The 14,711-nt window shown below is 73.3% G+C and carries 16 protein-coding genes and 1 pseudogene; 6 read left to right on the forward strand and 11 right to left on the reverse strand.

The window, feature by feature from the left end; translation table 11 throughout:
• Positions 1–60: 60 nt before the first annotated feature.
• The gene (locus tag ABZ459_RS44040; RefSeq protein WP_357984384.1) at positions 61–1,014 is read right to left on the reverse strand and encodes a BTAD domain-containing putative transcriptional regulator; all 954 of its coding nucleotides are present in this window, start codon (positions 1,012–1,014) and stop codon (positions 61–63) included.
• 521 nt (positions 1,015–1,535) lie between these two features.
• On the opposite strand from ABZ459_RS44040, the gene ABZ459_RS44045 reads away from it, so the two are divergent.
• The gene (locus ABZ459_RS44045; protein ID WP_357984387.1) at positions 1,536–2,738 is read left to right on the forward strand and encodes a histidine kinase; all 1,203 of its coding nucleotides are present in this window, start codon (positions 1,536–1,538) and stop codon (positions 2,736–2,738) included.
• A gap of 33 nt (positions 2,739–2,771) precedes the next feature.
• The gene (locus ABZ459_RS44050) at positions 2,772–3,470 is read left to right on the forward strand and encodes a response regulator transcription factor (protein WP_357984390.1); all 699 of its coding nucleotides are present in this window, start codon (positions 2,772–2,774) and stop codon (positions 3,468–3,470) included.
• Positions 3,471–3,484: 14 nt separating this feature from the next.
• On the opposite strand, the gene ABZ459_RS44055 is transcribed toward ABZ459_RS44050, so the two are convergent.
• Positions 3,485–3,682 (reverse strand): TrmO family methyltransferase, encoded by a 198-nt coding sequence (locus tag ABZ459_RS44055; RefSeq protein WP_357984393.1) that lies wholly within the window; start codon positions 3,680–3,682, stop codon positions 3,485–3,487.
• Positions 3,679–6,297, reverse strand: coding sequence for an AAA family ATPase (locus ABZ459_RS44060; RefSeq protein ID WP_357984396.1), 2,619 nt, complete (start codon positions 6,295–6,297; stop codon positions 3,679–3,681). The genes ABZ459_RS44055 and ABZ459_RS44060 overlap by 4 nt, the downstream gene beginning before the upstream one ends.
• 65 nt (positions 6,298–6,362) lie before the next feature.
• Here ABZ459_RS44060 and ABZ459_RS44065 point away from each other — a divergent pair, with 65 nt between their 5' ends.
• On the forward strand, positions 6,363–7,469 hold the full coding sequence (locus ABZ459_RS44065) for an epoxide hydrolase N-terminal domain-containing protein (RefSeq protein ID WP_357984399.1): 1,107 nt from the start codon (positions 6,363–6,365) through the stop codon (positions 7,467–7,469).
• Positions 7,470–7,661: 192 nt separating this feature from the next.
• Positions 7,662–8,090 carry a VOC family protein gene (locus ABZ459_RS44070; protein ID WP_357984612.1) on the forward strand — a complete coding sequence of 143 codons (429 nt, stop codon included), beginning with the start codon at positions 7,662–7,664 and terminating at the stop codon, positions 8,088–8,090.
• Positions 8,091–8,107: 17 nt separating this feature from the next.
• Here ABZ459_RS44070 and ABZ459_RS44075 read toward each other — a convergent pair whose 3' ends face one another.
• Complete coding sequence (locus ABZ459_RS44075) at positions 8,108–8,632, reverse strand: YceI family protein (protein WP_357984402.1); 525 nt, start codon at positions 8,630–8,632, stop codon at positions 8,108–8,110.
• A complete protein-coding gene (locus tag ABZ459_RS44080) occupies positions 8,629–9,087 on the reverse strand; it encodes a nuclear transport factor 2 family protein (protein ID WP_357984405.1) in 459 nt (152 codons plus the stop codon). The genes ABZ459_RS44075 and ABZ459_RS44080 overlap by 4 nt, the downstream gene beginning before the upstream one ends.
• Before the next feature lie 101 nt (positions 9,088–9,188).
• Between ABZ459_RS44080 and ABZ459_RS44085 the strand changes: the two genes are divergently transcribed.
• On the forward strand, positions 9,189–10,100 hold the full coding sequence (locus tag ABZ459_RS44085; RefSeq protein ID WP_357984409.1) for a LysR substrate-binding domain-containing protein: 912 nt from the start codon (positions 9,189–9,191) through the stop codon (positions 10,098–10,100).
• A gap of 35 nt (positions 10,101–10,135) precedes the next feature.
• Here ABZ459_RS44085 and ABZ459_RS44090 read toward each other — a convergent pair whose 3' ends face one another.
• The 3 genes from ABZ459_RS44090 to ABZ459_RS44100 form a co-directional block, all read right to left on the reverse strand.
• Positions 10,136–10,636 (reverse strand): nucleoside deaminase, encoded by a 501-nt coding sequence (locus ABZ459_RS44090; RefSeq protein ID WP_357984412.1) that lies wholly within the window; start codon positions 10,634–10,636, stop codon positions 10,136–10,138.
• A gap of 69 nt (positions 10,637–10,705) precedes the next feature.
• Positions 10,706–11,176: a cyanase gene (gene cynS, locus ABZ459_RS44095; RefSeq protein WP_357984415.1), complete on the reverse strand. Its 471-nt coding sequence runs from the start codon at positions 11,174–11,176 to the stop codon at positions 10,706–10,708.
• Positions 11,177–11,252: 76 nt separating this feature from the next.
• Complete coding sequence (locus ABZ459_RS44100; protein WP_357984419.1) at positions 11,253–11,843, reverse strand: carbonic anhydrase; 591 nt, start codon at positions 11,841–11,843, stop codon at positions 11,253–11,255.
• 123 nt (positions 11,844–11,966) lie between these two features.
• Here ABZ459_RS44100 and cynR point away from each other — a divergent pair, with 123 nt between their 5' ends.
• Complete coding sequence (cynR, locus tag ABZ459_RS44105; RefSeq protein ID WP_357984422.1) at positions 11,967–12,875, forward strand: transcriptional regulator CynR; 909 nt, start codon at positions 11,967–11,969, stop codon at positions 12,873–12,875.
• A gap of 28 nt (positions 12,876–12,903) precedes the next feature.
• Here cynR and ABZ459_RS44110 read toward each other — a convergent pair whose 3' ends face one another.
• The 3 genes and pseudogenes from ABZ459_RS44110 to ABZ459_RS44120 all read right to left on the reverse strand — a co-directional run bounded on the left by ABZ459_RS44110 (position 12,904) and on the right by ABZ459_RS44120 (position 14,499).
• A complete protein-coding gene (locus ABZ459_RS44110) occupies positions 12,904–13,149 on the reverse strand; it encodes a hypothetical protein (RefSeq protein ID WP_357984425.1) in 246 nt (81 codons plus the stop codon).
• A 153-nt stretch (positions 13,150–13,302) separates the two neighbouring features.
• A complete protein-coding gene (locus ABZ459_RS44115) occupies positions 13,303–13,869 on the reverse strand; it encodes a hypothetical protein (RefSeq protein ID WP_357984428.1) in 567 nt (188 codons plus the stop codon).
• Positions 13,870–13,971: 102 nt separating this feature from the next.
• Positions 13,972–14,499 (reverse strand): annotated as a pseudogene (locus ABZ459_RS44120) (DUF2332 family protein).
• Positions 14,500–14,711: the final 212 nt, after the last annotated feature.

The following is a 14,711-nucleotide window of genomic DNA, read 5'->3' on the forward strand; positions in this document are numbered from 1 at the left end:
TTAAAACACTAGAGGTCATACGATATTCTTGTGGTTGTGACTGGTTTTCAGAAGTGTGCTCTACCGTTCTTCGCCGGCCGCCGCGCCGCCGCGCGGCACCGGCGCGACGGCCTCGGGACGGACCAGGGACAGCCGCACGGGGCCCGGCTCGGGCGGCGGGGTGATCGACTGCGCCTGCCGGAGGATGTCCTTCTCCAGTTCCCGCAGTTCGGGCCCGGGATCGAGGCCGAGCTGGTCGGCGATGACCTTCCGGGCTCTGCGTAAGGTGGCCAGCGCGTCGGCCTGCCGCCCGGACCGGTAGAGAGCCAGGGCGCGCAACCACCACAGCCGTTCCCGCAGCGGGTGCTCCGCCGTCTCGGACTCCAGTTCGTGGATCACCGGCTGCGGGCGGCCGACGTCCAGCAGCGCCTGGGCGCGGGACTCGATCGCGTTCATGCGCAGCTCGCCCAGGCGGTTCACCTCGGCGGCGGCCCACAGCTCGTCGGCGAACTCGCCGTAGGGGACGCCGTGCCAGAGCCCGAGTGCCTCCTCCAGCAGGGGCAGCGCCTCCGCGGGCGGGCGCAGCTCGGCGTCCGTGACCAGCTTGCCGAAGCGCAGCGCGTCGACGTCCGTGGTGGCCAGGAGATAGCCGGGCCTGCGGGCCACCAGCAGCCGGGGCGGCGTGCGCGGCGCGCGTGCCGGCTCCAGCACCCGGCGCAGGTTCGACACGTAGACGTGGACGGAGCCCACCGCGGTCGCCGGCGGCCTGCCCTGGTACAGGTCCTCGATCAGCGTGTCGGTGGAGACGACCGTCCCGGCGGCGGCCACCAGCCGGGCGAGCAGGGCACGCTGCCGCGGCCCCCCGAGGCTGATCGGGCCGCGGGCGCCGAGGATCTCGAACGGCCCGAGCACCCGGAACCGCACGTCCTCCGCCCGGCCGCCCGCCTCCCCGGCCCCGCCGTCCGAGCCCTGCTGTCCGAGCCCTCCGCACCGTTCCCCATCGGCTGTCTCCTCGTGACGAGAGGTTCGCGACATCGCTCCATCGTGGCCGCTGCCCGGCCCGGTCTCGTCACTCGTGAGGGTGATGCGGAAATCAGCCCGGGGCGGGACGCGCGGCACGTCCCCGGCGCCGGGCGGGGTCGCGGGGCTCGTACCGCCAAAGTTGACGATCTTCTCAACCCCCGGGCTGACGCCGCCGGCATGCCGCGGGTCCTACCGTCTTGGCAGCTCTCGGCATCGCCCGTGTCCCGGAACGTGCCGGGATCCCGTCACGCCTGCCACCAGGGCCGCAGCCGAGGAGCAACCGTGAGAAGACGTTGGAGCGCGGCAATCGCGAGCGTGCTCGCGCGTCCTTGCCGACCGAGCACGCCGGGCCGACCGCGGGGGCCTGCCCGGCGTGCCGGACGCTGAACCAGGTCATCCGCGGCACGGCGAAGAAACGCAGCTCGCGCGGGTACCAGGCCCGGCACCAGGAGCGGGGGTCTGCAACTTCCGCGGCAGTCGATGTCCACCCCCGGTTTGATGCGCCGGGGGTGGCGCCGGGGTTAGCGTGACGGGTGCCCTTCACCGCCCCGTCCCTTCTCCGGCGGGTGTTCGCGGTCCACCCGCTGCTGCTCGACGGCGCCGTGGCCCTGACGCTCGTCGTCGGCACCTGGCTGTGGGAGATGTTCGAGCCGGGCCGGGGCCGGCCCGGCGACGCCCTGTCGGTGGCCTTGACCGTGCTGGTCAACGCGCCGCTGGCGCTGCGCAGGGTGACGCCGGTGGCGGTGCTGCTGGTGTCGGTGGGCGCCTCGCTGGTCTACCACGTGCTGGGCTACCACCTCGGGCTCAACAGCATCGGGCCGCTGGTGGCGCTCTACTCCGTGGCCGCCCACCGGTCGTGGGCGTGGTGCGCGGCCGGCTCGGTGCTGATCGTCGTCGAGTGGACCTACGCCTCGGCGCAGCAGCCCGGCGTCGCGCTGTGGTCGGCCGCCGCGCAGTCGTGCATCGTGGCGGCCTGCGGGGTGGGCGCGGGCACCAGCGTGCGGCTGCTGTCGGAGCGCACCGGGCAGCTCGCCGACCTGGCCGCGCAGCTGCGCGCGGAGCAGGGCGCCGCCGCCCGGCGGGCGGTCACCCGCGAACGGGTGCGCATCGCCCGCGAGCTGCACGACGTCGTCGCCCACCACATGTCGGTCATCTCCGTACAGGCCGGGCTGGGGCGCTACGTGGCGCTGAGCGACCCGGCCACCGCCCACGCCACGCTCGGCGTCATCGCCGACACCAGCCACGAGGCGCTGACCGAGATGCGCCGGCTGCTGTCGATCCTGCGCATCGAGGCCCACGACGACGACGAGGGCCTCTACGCCACCGCGCCGGGGCTGCTGGCCCTCGATCCGCTGGTCGAGCGCATGCGCGGGGCGGGCGTCGGCACCGAGCTCGTCGTCGAGGGCCGGGCCCGGCCGCTGCCGTCCGGCCTCGACCTGTGCGCCTACCGCATCGTCCAGGAGTCGCTGACGAACGTGCTCAAGCACGCCGACCCCGGCCGGGTGGAGATCCACATCGGCTACGGCCCGGCCACGTTGACGTTACGCGTCAGCAACGACGGCGCCGCCGTCCAGGCGGCGGACGGGCCTTCCGGCGGCCACGGGTTGATCGGCATGACTGAACGTGTCAGGCTCTACCAGGGGTCGATCACCGCCGGGCCGCTGCCCGGGGGCGGGTTCGAGGTGCTGGCGACCTTCCCGCTCCCCGCACCCGGTGCCGACGATCGGCCGCCGTGACGACCGTGAAGCAGGTGCGAGATCAAAGTCCTCGTGGTCGACGACCAGGTGCTCATCCGCGCGGGTCTGGCCGCGCTGCTGCGCGCCGCGGGCCTGGAGGTCGTGGGCGAGGCCGCCGACGGGGAGGAGGCCGTGCGCCTGGCCGCCACGCTGCGGCCCGACGTGATCCTCATGGACATCAGGATGCCCGGCATCAACGGCCTGACGGCGACCGAGCGCATCCTGGCCGCCGCGCACGACCCGCCGCCCAAGGTGCTCATCCTGACCACGTTCGACCTCGACGAGTACGTCTACAACGCGCTGCGCCTGGGCGCCGGCGGATTCCTGCTCAAGGACACCCCGCCCGAGCGCCTGATCGCCGCCATCCACACGGTCGCGGCGGGCGACATCCTGCTGGCCCCGGCCGCCACCAGGCGGCTGATCGAGGCGTTCACCGAGCCGCCCGCCCCACTGCCCTCCCCCTCCCTCGACCGGCTCACCGGGCGCGAGACGGAGGTGCTGCGGCTGGTCGGGCACGCGCTGTCGAACAGGGAGATCGCCGAGCGGCTGTCGGTGAGCGAGGGCACGGTCAAGACGCATCTCAACCGGCTGATGGCCAAGCTGGGGCTGAGCAGCCGGGCGCAGGTGGTGGTGGTGTCGTACGACGCCGGCCTCGTCCGCCCCGGCCACCCCCTGTCCCGCCGGACGACCGCCGGCGACCAGGGCCCGGCGGATCCCCCGGACGGCTGGTAGGGCGGCGCCCGAGGTCAGCGGTGGGGCGTGAGCAGGGGCTTGACGTCGAGGATCGGGGTCGCGTCGAGCGCCTCCAGGTTGCGGACGTGCACCCGCCGGCCCTCGACGGCCAGGATGTGCACGGTGTGCAGGCCGATCGGGTGCGGGGGCGTACCGGTCGTCGAAGACCAGCCAGGCGTCGGGGGCTCCCTCGTCGGGCTGCCGAGGCTCAATCGTCGAGCGTGAGGCCGGCGAGCTGGCCGCGGGCGGTGACGCCCAGCTTGGGGAAGGCCTTGTACAGGTGCTGGCCCACCGTGCGCGGGCTCAGGAACAGGTGCGCGGCGATGTCCCGGTTGGACAGCCCCGTGGCGGCCAGCTGCACGATCTGCCGTTCCTGCGGGGTGAGCCGCGCGAAGCGGTCAGCGCCGGTGCGGCGTGGCGCGCTCCAGCCCGTGGCGCCGAGTTCCGTACGCGCCCGCTCGGCCCAGGGTTCGGCGCCGAGCCGTTCGAACACCTCCAGCGCGGCCCGCAACCGTTCCTGGGCCTCGCCGGTGTGGCGGGCCCTGCGCAGCCACTCCCCGTACAGGAGCTCGGTGCGCGCCCGGTCGAAGGGCCGCTCGTGCACGGCCAGCGCGGCGCGGAAGTGCGCGCCGGGGTCGCCGGTGGTGTCCAGCAGGGCACGGCATCGCAGGACCAGGGCGTCGGCCCAGCGCTGGCCCAGCGTCGCCGCCCACGACTCCAGCCGGGCGAACGGCTCCGCCGCACGGGCGATCCTGCCGCTGCGCAGCGCGGCCTCGACCAGGTCGGGCACGTGGTGCATGGCCTGGATGCGGTTGCGGGAGCGCCCGTAGACGAGCGACTCCAGGCTGAGCAGGGCCTGCTCGGAACGTCCTTGACCGAGGTCGAGCAGGGCGAGCGCGCCCGGGTGCGCGGTGGCCGGATCGAGCGCCTCGCCCCGGACCGCCGCGAACCGGTCCAGCAGCCCGGCGGCCTGGCGCGCCCACGCGGGCTGGCCGGTGTCGCCGGAGATGGCCACGGCCTCGGTGGCCAGGCTGCGCGCCTCGGCGTGGCGGCCGCGCGCGTACTCGACCCTGGAGAGGAACGTCAGCGCCTGCGGCAGCAGGCCGACCATGCCCTCGGCCCGCATCGTGGCGGTGGCCGCGGAGGCCAGCATGTGGGTACGGGCGTCGTACTCGGCCAGGCCCAGCCCGCCGATCAGCAGCAGCCCGCGACGGTCGGCCTTCGCCAGCGCGCGGGCCGACTCCACCACCTCGGCCAGGGGCGGCAGCCCGTCGGCCGGCCGGCCGAGCGCCATGGCGATGAACCAGCGCGACAACCGGTGCACCGGGACGACCTCGTCGTCCGGCGGCACCTGGAGCGCGTCGAGCTGCTCGGCGGTGCGCCAGGCCATGTCGCGGTCGCCGTCGAACCAGATCATGGACGCGGCGTCGAGCAGCAGCCAGGCGGCCGAGCGCGGATCGGTGATCGCCAGGTGGTCGACGCCCGCCGACAACATCGCGTGCGCTCCGGCGAGGTGCCCTTCTCCGTAGTCGGAGCACGCGCGCACCCGGATCAGCCGGGAGGTCAGCTCGGTGCCGGGATCGCCGGCGTCCTCGGCCAGGGTCCTGGCCCGGTCGAAGCGGCCGCTGAACTCGGTCGCCTCGGCGGCGAGCGTGAGCCTGCGCGAGCGGTCCCCGAGCTCCGGGCTCAGCGCGGCGGCGCGCTCGTAGGCCGCCGCGGCGGCGGCGTACCCGCCGCGGGAGCGCGCGCGGTCGGCGGCCGACTCCAGCCGGGCCGCCACCCGCTCGTCGGCGGCCAGCGTGGCGGCGGCCAGGTGCCAGGCGCTGCGGTCGGCGTCCGCGGTCCGGTCCAGTGCCTGGCTGAGCGCGTGGTGCACGGTCAGCTGCCGGGCCAGCGGCGTACGCTGCCGGACGGCCGCGCGCACGAGGGGGTGGCGGAACTCCAGCCGCTTGCCCTCGCCCCAGACGACCAGTCCGGCGGCGAGCACCTGCTCCAGGTCCTCCGGCGTGCTGCCCAGCGTCCCGGCGGCGGCCAGCACGACGCCCGGCTCGCCCGTGCCGTCGACGGCGGCGACCTGGAGCAGGACCTTGGCACTGGCCGGCAGGCCGTCGGCCTGGGCGGCGAAGGCCTCCTCCAGGCGGGCGGTGAGCGTAGGCTCGTCGGCGGGGCCGTGCGACTTGGGCAGCTCGAGGAGCGCCAGCGGGTTGCCGGCCGCCTCGGTGAGGATCCGCCGGCGGGCCGCGGCGGCCAGGGCCGGGCCGGCTGAGTCGAGCAGCTCGGCGGCCGCCGTCTCGTCCAGGCCGGACAGCTCCAGCACGGGCAGCCCCTTGGCCTCGAACCCCGGCCGCGCGGCGAACACCATGACCACGCCCTCGGCCGCCAGCCTGCGCGCCGCGATCAGCAGCGCTTCGGCCGAGGCGTGGTCCAGCCACTGGGCGTCGTCGACCAGGCAGACCAACGGCCCGTTCTCGGCCAGCTCCGACAGCAGCGACAGCACCGCCAGCCCGATGAGGAACCGGTCGCCCGCGCCGTTCTCGCCGAGCCCGAAGGCGCCGCGCAGGGCGGCCGCCTGCCGGTCCGGGATGTGCTCCAGCCGGCCGAGCACCGACCTGAGCAGCAGGTGCAGGGCGCTGAACGGCAACTCCGCCTCGGCCTCGATGCCCGTCGTCCGCAGGACGTGCGCGTCGGTCACCTCGGCGTGGCCGAGCAGTGCGGTCTTGCCGATGCCGGGCTCCCCCAGGACGACCAGGGCGCCGCTGACCCCTTCCCGGGCGCCGTCCAACAGTCCGTCGATGATCGTCAACTCGTGGTCCCGCCCCCGCAACATGGGTCAGACATTACCTATGCGATGACTCATGCTGATCTTTCGGGCTCTCTCTACCGTTGGTCGACATGAAGCCGTACAGCGTGAACATTCCTCAGGCCGACCTCGATGACCTGCACGAACGCCTGCGCCGCACCCGGTGGACCCGGGAGATCGCCGGGCGGGGCTGGAGCCGCGGCGTGCCGCTGGACTATCTCAAGGGGCTGGCCGACTACTGGCTCAACGACTTCGACTGGCGTGCGGCGGAGGCCGAGTACAACAAGCATCCGCAGTTCGTCACCGAGATCGACGGGCAGGACATCCACTTCTTCCACATCAGGTCGAGCTCCGGCACCGCCCTGCCGCTGCTGCTCCTGCCCGACAACCCGGGCGGCACGATCGGCTTCCTCGACGTGCTCGACGAGTTGTCGCGCGACTTCCATCTCGTGGTGCCGTCCTGCCCGGGGGTCGGCCTGTCCGGCTACGTCACCGAGCCCGGCTGGACGGTCCCGCGTACGGCGGCGGCCTTCGCCGAGCTGATGTCCCGCCTCGGCTACGACCGGTACGGCGCGCAGGGCGGCGGCGGAGGCGCCAACCTCGCCCTGGAGCTGGCCCGCCAGGAGCCCGATCGGGTGGTCGGCGTGCACGTCAACGCCTGGGTCGCCTTCCCCTCTCCGGACGAGGGCGAGTTCACCGCCGACGAGCAGCGCCGCCTGGGCATCATGCAGACCTTCATGCAGGAGGGCCTGGGGTTCAACCAGATCATGTCGACCCGCCCGCAGACCCTCGCCTACGGGCTGACCGACTCGCCCGTGGGCCAGCTCGCCTGGATCGTGGAGAAGTTCAAGGAGTGGACCGACTCCCGCGCCGAGCTGCCCGAGGACGCCTTCTCCCGCGACCGGGTCCTGACCGACGTGAGCCTCATGTGGTTCACCGCGACCGCCGGGTCGGTCGCCAACCTCTATTACGAGCTCGGCCACGACCCGGGCGCCTACGCCCCCAAGCCGCGGGTGACCGTCCCCACGGCCGTGCTGCTGGCCAAGGACGACGTGACGATCCGCCGCTTCGCCGAGCGGGACGCCGACGTCCGGCGCTGGACCGAGCTCGACCGCGGCGGCGCGTACCTGGCGCTGGAGGTGCCGGACCTGCTGGTGGCGGACGTGCGGGCGTTCTTCACCCCGCCGGCGAGCGCCTGACCGGCGGGCCCGAAGATTCACGGGCCGCCCGATGACATCCGCATCTGGTGGGCGGCCCGCCCGGCGGGCCAAGGTGGGACCGGCATTCCGCCGGCGGCGTGTCGAGAACGCGGCGCCGGCTCCGTCCTGGGAACATCGGCGGCCGGCAGGCGGCCGCACTGACGAAGGAGGCCCGGCGTGGCGATCCAGCGGATGGACAACGTGCTCATCGTCGTCGAAGACCTTGACGCGGTGATCGCGTTCTTCCTTGAGCTCGGCATGGAGCTGGAGGGCAGGGGGCCGATCGAGGGGCGCTGGGCGGAGCGGGTCATCGGGCTCGACGGCGTCCGGCAGGAGGTCGCGATGTTGCGGATCCCGGGCGGCGCGGGCGGGATCGAGCTGGCCATGTTCCACACGCCGAAGCCAATCCGCCCCGAGCCGAAGGACCCGCCGGCGAACACGCTGGGCATCCGCCGCGTCATGTTCGCCGTCGACGACGTCGAGGACGTCATCGCCCGCCTGCGCACGCACGGCGCCGAGCTCGTCGGCACGCTGGAGCGGTTCGAGGACAGCTACCTGCTCTGCTACGTCCGCGGCCCCGAAGGGATCATCGTCGGCCTGGCCCAGCAACTCGGCCGGTGACGCGGGCTCCTGGTCCGCTAGGGCCGCCGGACCGCGGCGAGGTCGAGCTCCAGCGCCACCTTCCTGGCGACCAGTCCGGCGGCGGCGTTCCACTTCACGCCCCAGTCCGTGCGGTCGATCGTGACGCCGCCCCTGAGCCGCAGCGGGCGGTCGTCCCCGTCGCCGGTCAGCTCCAGCTCCACGGTGATCGGGTTGTTCACGCCGCGGATGCTCAGGTCCCCGGTGACCTGGAAGGCCGTCTCGCCGGTCCGCTCCACCCGGCTCGAGGTGAAGGTGATGACCGGGTGGTCGGCGTCCTTGAGGTACTTGCCGCGCAGATACCGGTCGCGCTGCGGGTTGCGGGTCTGGACGCTGCCCGCCTGGACGGTGAGCTCGACGCTCGACCCGGAGGGGTCGTCACCGTCCAGGTGGCCGGATCCCGCGAACCGGTCGAACCACCCGCGTACGGCGGGGCCGACGGTGTGCCGGGCGACGAAGCCGATCCGGGTACGGGCCGGGTCGAGGACGTAGTCGCCGGTCAGGTCGCGAAGGCTGCTCGTCATGCCGGTCGCTCCTGGTCGCCGGCGGGGGCCGAGCCCGGCAGCGGGCTGTCGTCGAGGTACCTGACCTCGTAGACGCGTTCGGCGAACCTCCAGCCGTCGCCGGTGCGCTGGTAGCGGTCGTGGTAGAGGGCGTAATTCGCGTGGGAGCCGCCGTCGCGCATCCGCCCGAACTCGTGGATGTAGGCCCGGCCGGTCGCGGTGTCGCCGTCGATCCGGATGACACCCGGATGGACGTTCTGCACGAAGAACTCCCAGAGGCCCTGCCCCCACTCGATCCCGGCGCGGATCGCCTCCCGGCCGACGAACTCCTTGCCGATGTGCGGCCACCGCATGACGCCGCCGGGCGTGAACAGGGATTCGACGCGGTCGTAGTCGCGGGTCATCACCGCGTCGGTGAGTTCGCCGCGCAGCGCCTCGATCTCGACGCGGTCGGCTATGGCTTGCATGTCGCTCATGTGGATCTCCCCCTCGCTCAGGTGGTGCGTCCAGCATCGAGGCCGGTCGGAGGCCGAACAAGGTAGGGTTCGTGGGGCGATCCATAACATGGGGGTTATCCGTGGAGCTGAGGGACATCGAGATCTTCCTGACGCTCGCCGAGGAACTGCACTTCGGCCGGACCGCCGAGCGGCTGCGCGTCTCGCAGGCGCGTGTCAGCCAGGCCATCAGCAGGCAGGAACGGCGGATCGGTGTGGTGCTGTTCGACCGCACCAGCCGGCGCGTGGCGCTGACCCCGGTCGGCCGCCGCCTGCGCGAGGATCTGCGGCAGGCCTACGACCTGCTCCAGGAGGGGCTCGCCCGGGCCGAGGCCGCGGGGGTGGGCGCGGGCCGCACGCTGCGGCTGGGCGTGTTCGGCCATGCCGGCTACGAGCTGCGCCCGCTAGTCGACGCCTTCCGCGCCCGTCACCCCGGCGCCGACGTCCGGTTCAGCGAGGTCACCGGCGGCGACCCGTTCGCCGCCCTGCGCGCCGGGGACGCCGACGCGCACGTGTTGTGGTTGCCGGTGGCCGAACCCGACCTGACCGTCGGCCCCACCGTGCTTGTCACCGGGCGGGTGCTGGCGGTGTCGGCCGGGCATCCGCTCGCCGGGCGTGGCGGCGCGTCGCTGGAGGACCTGGCCGACGAGCATGTCGTCGACCTGGGCCCCGCCGCCCCGGAGTACTGGGTCGCGTCCATGGTCCCCACCCGCACGCCGCTGGGCCGCCGCATCCCCCGCGGGCCCGTCGCGCGTACGTTCCACGAGATCCTCGCCCTGGTCGCCGCCGGGCAGTGCGTCCATCCGCTGGGCGAGATCGCCGCCCGCTACAACCGGCCGCCCGGCGTCGTCTTCGTGCCGCTCCACGACGCCCCGGCTCTGCGGTTCGCCCTGGTGTGGTCGTCCACCGCCGACGGTCCCGCCGTCCGCGCGCTGGCCAGGACCGCCGCCGACCTCGGCCCGCTCTCGCTCGACGGGAGCGGCGAGCCGGGCTGAGGCCCCGCCGGCCGCCTGAGGTCTGCTCCGGCGCCCTACGCGGTGGTGGGCGCGCCCGCGACGCGGCGCTCGCCGCCGTTGCGCTCCTGCCAGAACCGGTACACCTCGACGGCGTCCGCGCGCGGCTCGTGGCGCATCGGCAGCCGGCGCTGCTGCCAGGGCTTGGCGAACTCGTCGTAGAAGGTGTTCAGCTCGAAGTACTTGCGGTCGTCCACGTAGTGGGGCTCGTAGGCGGCGCGGGTGGTGAGGAAGACGACCTCGGCCGGGGAGCAGTAGTACAGCGCGCCCAGGCACATCGGGCAGGGGTGGGCGAGCACGTGGATGGTGGCGTCGGTCAGGTGCTCGGTGCCGAGCCTGGTGCAGGCCTCGCGGATGGCGAGGATCTCCGCGTGGGCGGTCGGGTCGCCGGTCTGGGCGACCTTGTTGGCGCTTTCGGCCAGCAGCTCGCCGTCCCTGACGATGACGGTCGCGAACGGGCGGCCGCCCTCGGCGACGTTCTGGCGGGCGAGGTCGATGGTGCGCTGGACGAAGTCCATGAAGGTCCTCCGGAAGTGGTCGGGCGGGCCGCCGGCGGGGCGGCGCCGCGGGGACGGGAAGGGGCCCGGTCAGAAGGGCTTGGTCGGCAGGTACTTGCCGTCCAGGGTGATGACGGCGCGCTCGCCGCCCTCGGGGTCGGCGACCTTCTTCACGTCGAGCCGGAAGTTGATCGCGGAGATGATGCCGTCGCCGAACTGCTCGTGGATCAGGGCCTTGAGGGTCGTGCCGTAGACCTGGAGCATCTCGTAGAAGCGGTACATGGTCGGGTCGGTCGGGATCCGGTCCGGCATGGAGCCGCGGACCGGGATGGTCTGCAGCAGCCTCGCCGCGTCCTCGTCGAGGTCCAGCAGCTCGGCCACGGCCCGGGCGGAGCTCTCCGGCAGCGGGTGCTGGCCGAGGACGGCGGCGGTGGTGAAGGCCACCGACAGGCCGGCGGCGTCGGCGATCTGCTGCCAGGACAGGTCCTTCCGGATCTTGGCCTCGACGGCGGCGGCGGCCAGGGCCTGGCGGGCGGCGGGGTCGAACTGTGCGTGCACCATGTGTCGGTACGTCCTTCTCTTCAGGGTGATGTCGGGATGGATGCGGGTTCCCGCGAGCGGGAGGCCCGGGGCCGGGTCAGGCCGTGAGCGCGGTGCCCGCGGCGGCGGTCAGGTCCTCGACGCGGCCGGTCGGGATGTCGTAGACCCAGCCGTGCAGGGCGACCTTCCCCGCCGCCAGCGCGCGGGCGACCGAGGGGTGGGTGGCCAGGTTCGCCAGCTGGGCGAGCACGTTCTGGCGCACCAGGGCCGGCACGTCACCGTGGGCGGCGGTGCGGGCCCGTGAGGCGTCCGCGTGCCGCAGCCAGGCGGCGACCGTCGGGGCGCCGCTGAGGTCGTGCTCCTCGGCGAGCGCGGTCATCGCGCCGCACGCCGAGTGGCCGCAGACGACGACGTCCCGCACGCCCAGGGCGGCGACCGCGTACTCGATGCTCGCGGCCACCCCGTCGGCTTCGGGACGGTAGGCGGGCACCAGGTTGCCGGCGGTGCGGATGACGAACAGGTCACCCGGCTCGGTGCCGGTGATCAGCTCGGGGACGACGCGGGCGTCGGAGCAGCCGATGAACAGCGTGTGCGGTGTGTGATGCGTGGCCAGACGGGCGAAGAGCTCCGCCTTGGCCGGGAAGACGTCCCGCTGGAAACGGGCGACGCCCTCGGCGAGGTCCTGCATGGTCACTCCCTTCGGCGGTGGCCGGCCCTTGCGGGCTGCTGACATCCAGCATGCATGACCTGGCCCTATAGTGTCCAAGAGGCGTTCCGCCTGGAATCCATTGGCTCCATCTATAGTTTGTCCATGGCCGCTCTCGAACTGCGTCACCTGCGCTACCTGCTCGCCGTGGCCGAACACGGCAACTTCACCCGCGCCGCCGAGGAGCTGCACATCTCGCAGCCCACGCTCTCCCAGCAGATCAGGCAGCTGGAGCGGACCCTGGGCGTGCAACTGCTGGACCGCACCGGCCGCACGGTACGGCTCACCGACGCCGGGGCCGTCTACACCGACCACGCCCGGCGCGCGCTTCGCGACCTGGCCGCCGCCGAACGCGCCGTGCACGACGTCCAGGACCTGTCCCGCGGCCACCTGCGGCTGGGCGTCACCCCCACCTTCACCGCCTACCTGATCGGCCCGCTCACCGCCGAGCTGCACGTGCGCCACCCGGCCGTCGACCTCACCCTGACCGAGACGACCCAGGACCGCGTCGAAGCGGCCCTGCTCGCCGACGACCTCGACCTCGGCATCGCCTTCGCCGGCCCCCACCTGCCCGGCGTCACCCCCACCACGCTGTTCACCGAGACGCTCAGCCTCGTCACCGGCACCCCGCGCGCCCGGACGCTGCCCGCCCCTCTACCGGTGCGCGCGCTCAGGGACGAGCAGCTCGCCCTGCTCAGCGGCGACTTCGCCACCCGAGGCCACATCGACGCCTACTTCGCCCGCCACCGGGCCGCACCCCGCATCGCGGTCGAGGCCAACTCCATCCAGGCCCTCACCGAGATCGTGCGCCGCGCCCCGCTGGCCACCGTCCTGCCCGACGCCATCGCCCACGGTCACCCGCACCTCACCCCCGTCCCCCTCGACCCGCCGCTGCCCAGCCGCACCGTCACCCTCCTGCACCGCGAGGGCGCCTACCGCAGCGCGGCCGCCCGCGCCTTCACCGAGCTCACCCTGGACTTCGTCCGCTCCCGCGGCTACACCCCGCCCGCGTGAACCCCGGCGCGCAGCGTGCCGGCGTCGTTCAGAACCCCGCCACACGCCCGGCCGCCGACTCGGAGCCGCCGTCGCCCTGCGGCGCCGATTCGCCGGTCGCCGGGACGCCCCCGCCGGGGCCCGGCTGGACGGCGGCGGCCTGCGTCCGGTCCAGGTTGACCACGCTCTGCGCACCCGCGATCGCGTGGCCGTCCGGACCGATGGGATGCCAGCCGCCCTCCGGTCCGCGCTGCCGCGCGGGTCGCTCGCCGACCTCCTCGGCCTCGCCACGCACAGGGCGGGCACGCCGGCGCTGATCACGTACGTGTGGCTCGCGCCGTACGTCTGGGCCGCCACCGCGGCACTGGCGGCCGCCGCCGTCATCGTCGCCCGTTTCGTCCACCTCGTCCGCGGCCCGCACGCACGCCGCCGGTCTTTCGGGCCCTCCTCAGCAGTTGAGGGCGGTGGTGGTCCGGGGGCCGCCGGAGGCGGGGTTCAGGGCTACGGGGAACGTCCGGCCGTCGGCCACCTGGATCTCAAGTGACGTCGGGCCCGTCCAGGTGACCGAGTCGAAGGCGTCGTCGGGGTCGTCGTCGTTGAAGCAGCCGAGGTCCCACTCCTTGCTGAACAGGCCGGCGTCCCTGCGGAGGCTGAGCCACATCACCGAGTCAGGGCCGAGCCCCGCCATCGACCGCTGCAGCCGGACCCGGTACGGATCCGGCCCGTCCACGAAGCCGGCTTCCTCGATCGAGGAGAACATGAGGAGGACCGCTCCCAGCAGCAGCGCGGCACTCGTGCCCAGCCAGGCGAGGACCATGACCAGGATCCGCAGCCATCCGAGCCGCAGCCTCGCCGCGGCACATGCGGCCAGGACGCAGGTCAGCGCGCCGAGCGCGAACGGATGGTTCAGATGGTCGTTCAGGAGCAGCAGGTCGGAGTCGTGGAAGTACGCCAGGGCCGCGAGGGCGCCCGTGCAGAGCGCGGCTGCCGGGAGCACGAGTGAGCGTGGGGACATCGCGGGATCCTTACGAAACCTGCACAGCTTCTGGTGATCAACGTTGTGCCGGTATCCACGTCAAGGACCCGTGCGGGCCTGCGCGGGCCAGGTGGCGGCCGTTCAGGGCGAGGACGAAGGAAGCCGGTGCCGGATCGGGCAGATGGCGGTCCACGGACGGAAGATCACCGGGGTCGCGCCCGGAGGAGCTTGGGTGAGGAGGTCCCCGACCAGGTGGGTGAGGCCGCCGGTGGCCAGATGGGCGGGTTCGGACCGGGCGACGCGGACGGCGCCTGGCAGGCGGCGCAGGCGGTCGTCCTGCTCCGGTCAGACCAGGCATTCCAGCCAGCGCACGTCCTCGTCGTCGGTCACGTCGAGGGGGTTGAGGTCGATGCCGGCGCGCCGTGCCACCGTCGGCGACCGCTCGGGCAGGGGGACGGGGCCGGCCGTCCGGCATTCGAGGACGACCTCGCCGCCTGCGGGACCGATCAGCGGGCCGCCGTCGTAGCGGTAGCGGTTCACCGGATGTGTCGGCCGCGATGTCCCCTGATCAGGGCCATGTCGAAGATCTTTTCCATCGGCCCGGGTGGACGAACCGCCGTAACGGCCGCACTTCGCCGCTTCTGACTCGCTCAGGAAGTCGACAGGCATGCACGACGGAATCCGGCGCCAGCCGCTTCCGGAGGCAAGGAAGCCTCGGCTCGCTGACCAGTGGGAACCCGTTAACGCCGGATTCCGCTCCGAATCTCTCTGCCCCCGAGCCCAGCACAGCACATCTGAACCGCCCTCCCGCTTTTTCAAGTCTTCACAACCGGTCCACAAGATCGTCCTGTGAATCTCGGCGGACGAGGTCGCGAAGGGAT

The organism is Nonomuraea sp. NPDC005692 (genome assembly GCF_040631115.1).
In the GTDB taxonomy this organism is placed as follows: domain Bacteria; phylum Actinomycetota; class Actinomycetes; order Streptosporangiales; family Streptosporangiaceae; genus Nonomuraea.

Bases quoted from the DNA above. Each gene is read 5' to 3' on its own strand.
- ABZ459_RS44040 (WP_357984384.1), bottom strand. From the start codon at position 1,014: ATGTCGCGAACCTCTCGTCACGAGGAGACAGCCGATGGGGAACGGTGC.
- ABZ459_RS44060 (WP_357984396.1), bottom strand. From the start codon at position 6,297: ATGTTGCGGGGGCGGGACCACGAGTTGACGATCATCGACGGACTGTTG.
- ABZ459_RS44065 (WP_357984399.1), top strand. From the start codon at position 6,363: ATGAAGCCGTACAGCGTGAACATTCCTCAGGCCGACCTCGATGACCTG.
- ABZ459_RS44070 (WP_357984612.1), top strand. From the start codon at position 7,662: ATGGACAACGTGCTCATCGTCGTCGAAGACCTTGACGCGGTGATCGCG.
- ABZ459_RS44075 (WP_357984402.1), bottom strand. From the start codon at position 8,632: ATGACGAGCAGCCTTCGCGACCTGACCGGCGACTACGTCCTCGACCCG.
- ABZ459_RS44080 (WP_357984405.1), bottom strand. From the start codon at position 9,087: ATGAGCGACATGCAAGCCATAGCCGACCGCGTCGAGATCGAGGCGCTG.
- ABZ459_RS44090 (WP_357984412.1), bottom strand. From the start codon at position 10,636: ATGGACTTCGTCCAGCGCACCATCGACCTCGCCCGCCAGAACGTCGCC.
- cynS (WP_357984415.1), bottom strand. From the start codon at position 11,176: ATGGTGCACGCACAGTTCGACCCCGCCGCCCGCCAGGCCCTGGCCGCC.
- ABZ459_RS44100 (WP_357984419.1), bottom strand. From the start codon at position 11,843: ATGCAGGACCTCGCCGAGGGCGTCGCCCGTTTCCAGCGGGACGTCTTC.
- cynR (WP_357984422.1), top strand. From the start codon at position 11,967: ATGGCCGCTCTCGAACTGCGTCACCTGCGCTACCTGCTCGCCGTGGCC.
- ABZ459_RS44115 (WP_357984428.1), bottom strand. From the start codon at position 13,869: ATGTCCCCACGCTCACTCGTGCTCCCGGCAGCCGCGCTCTGCACGGGC.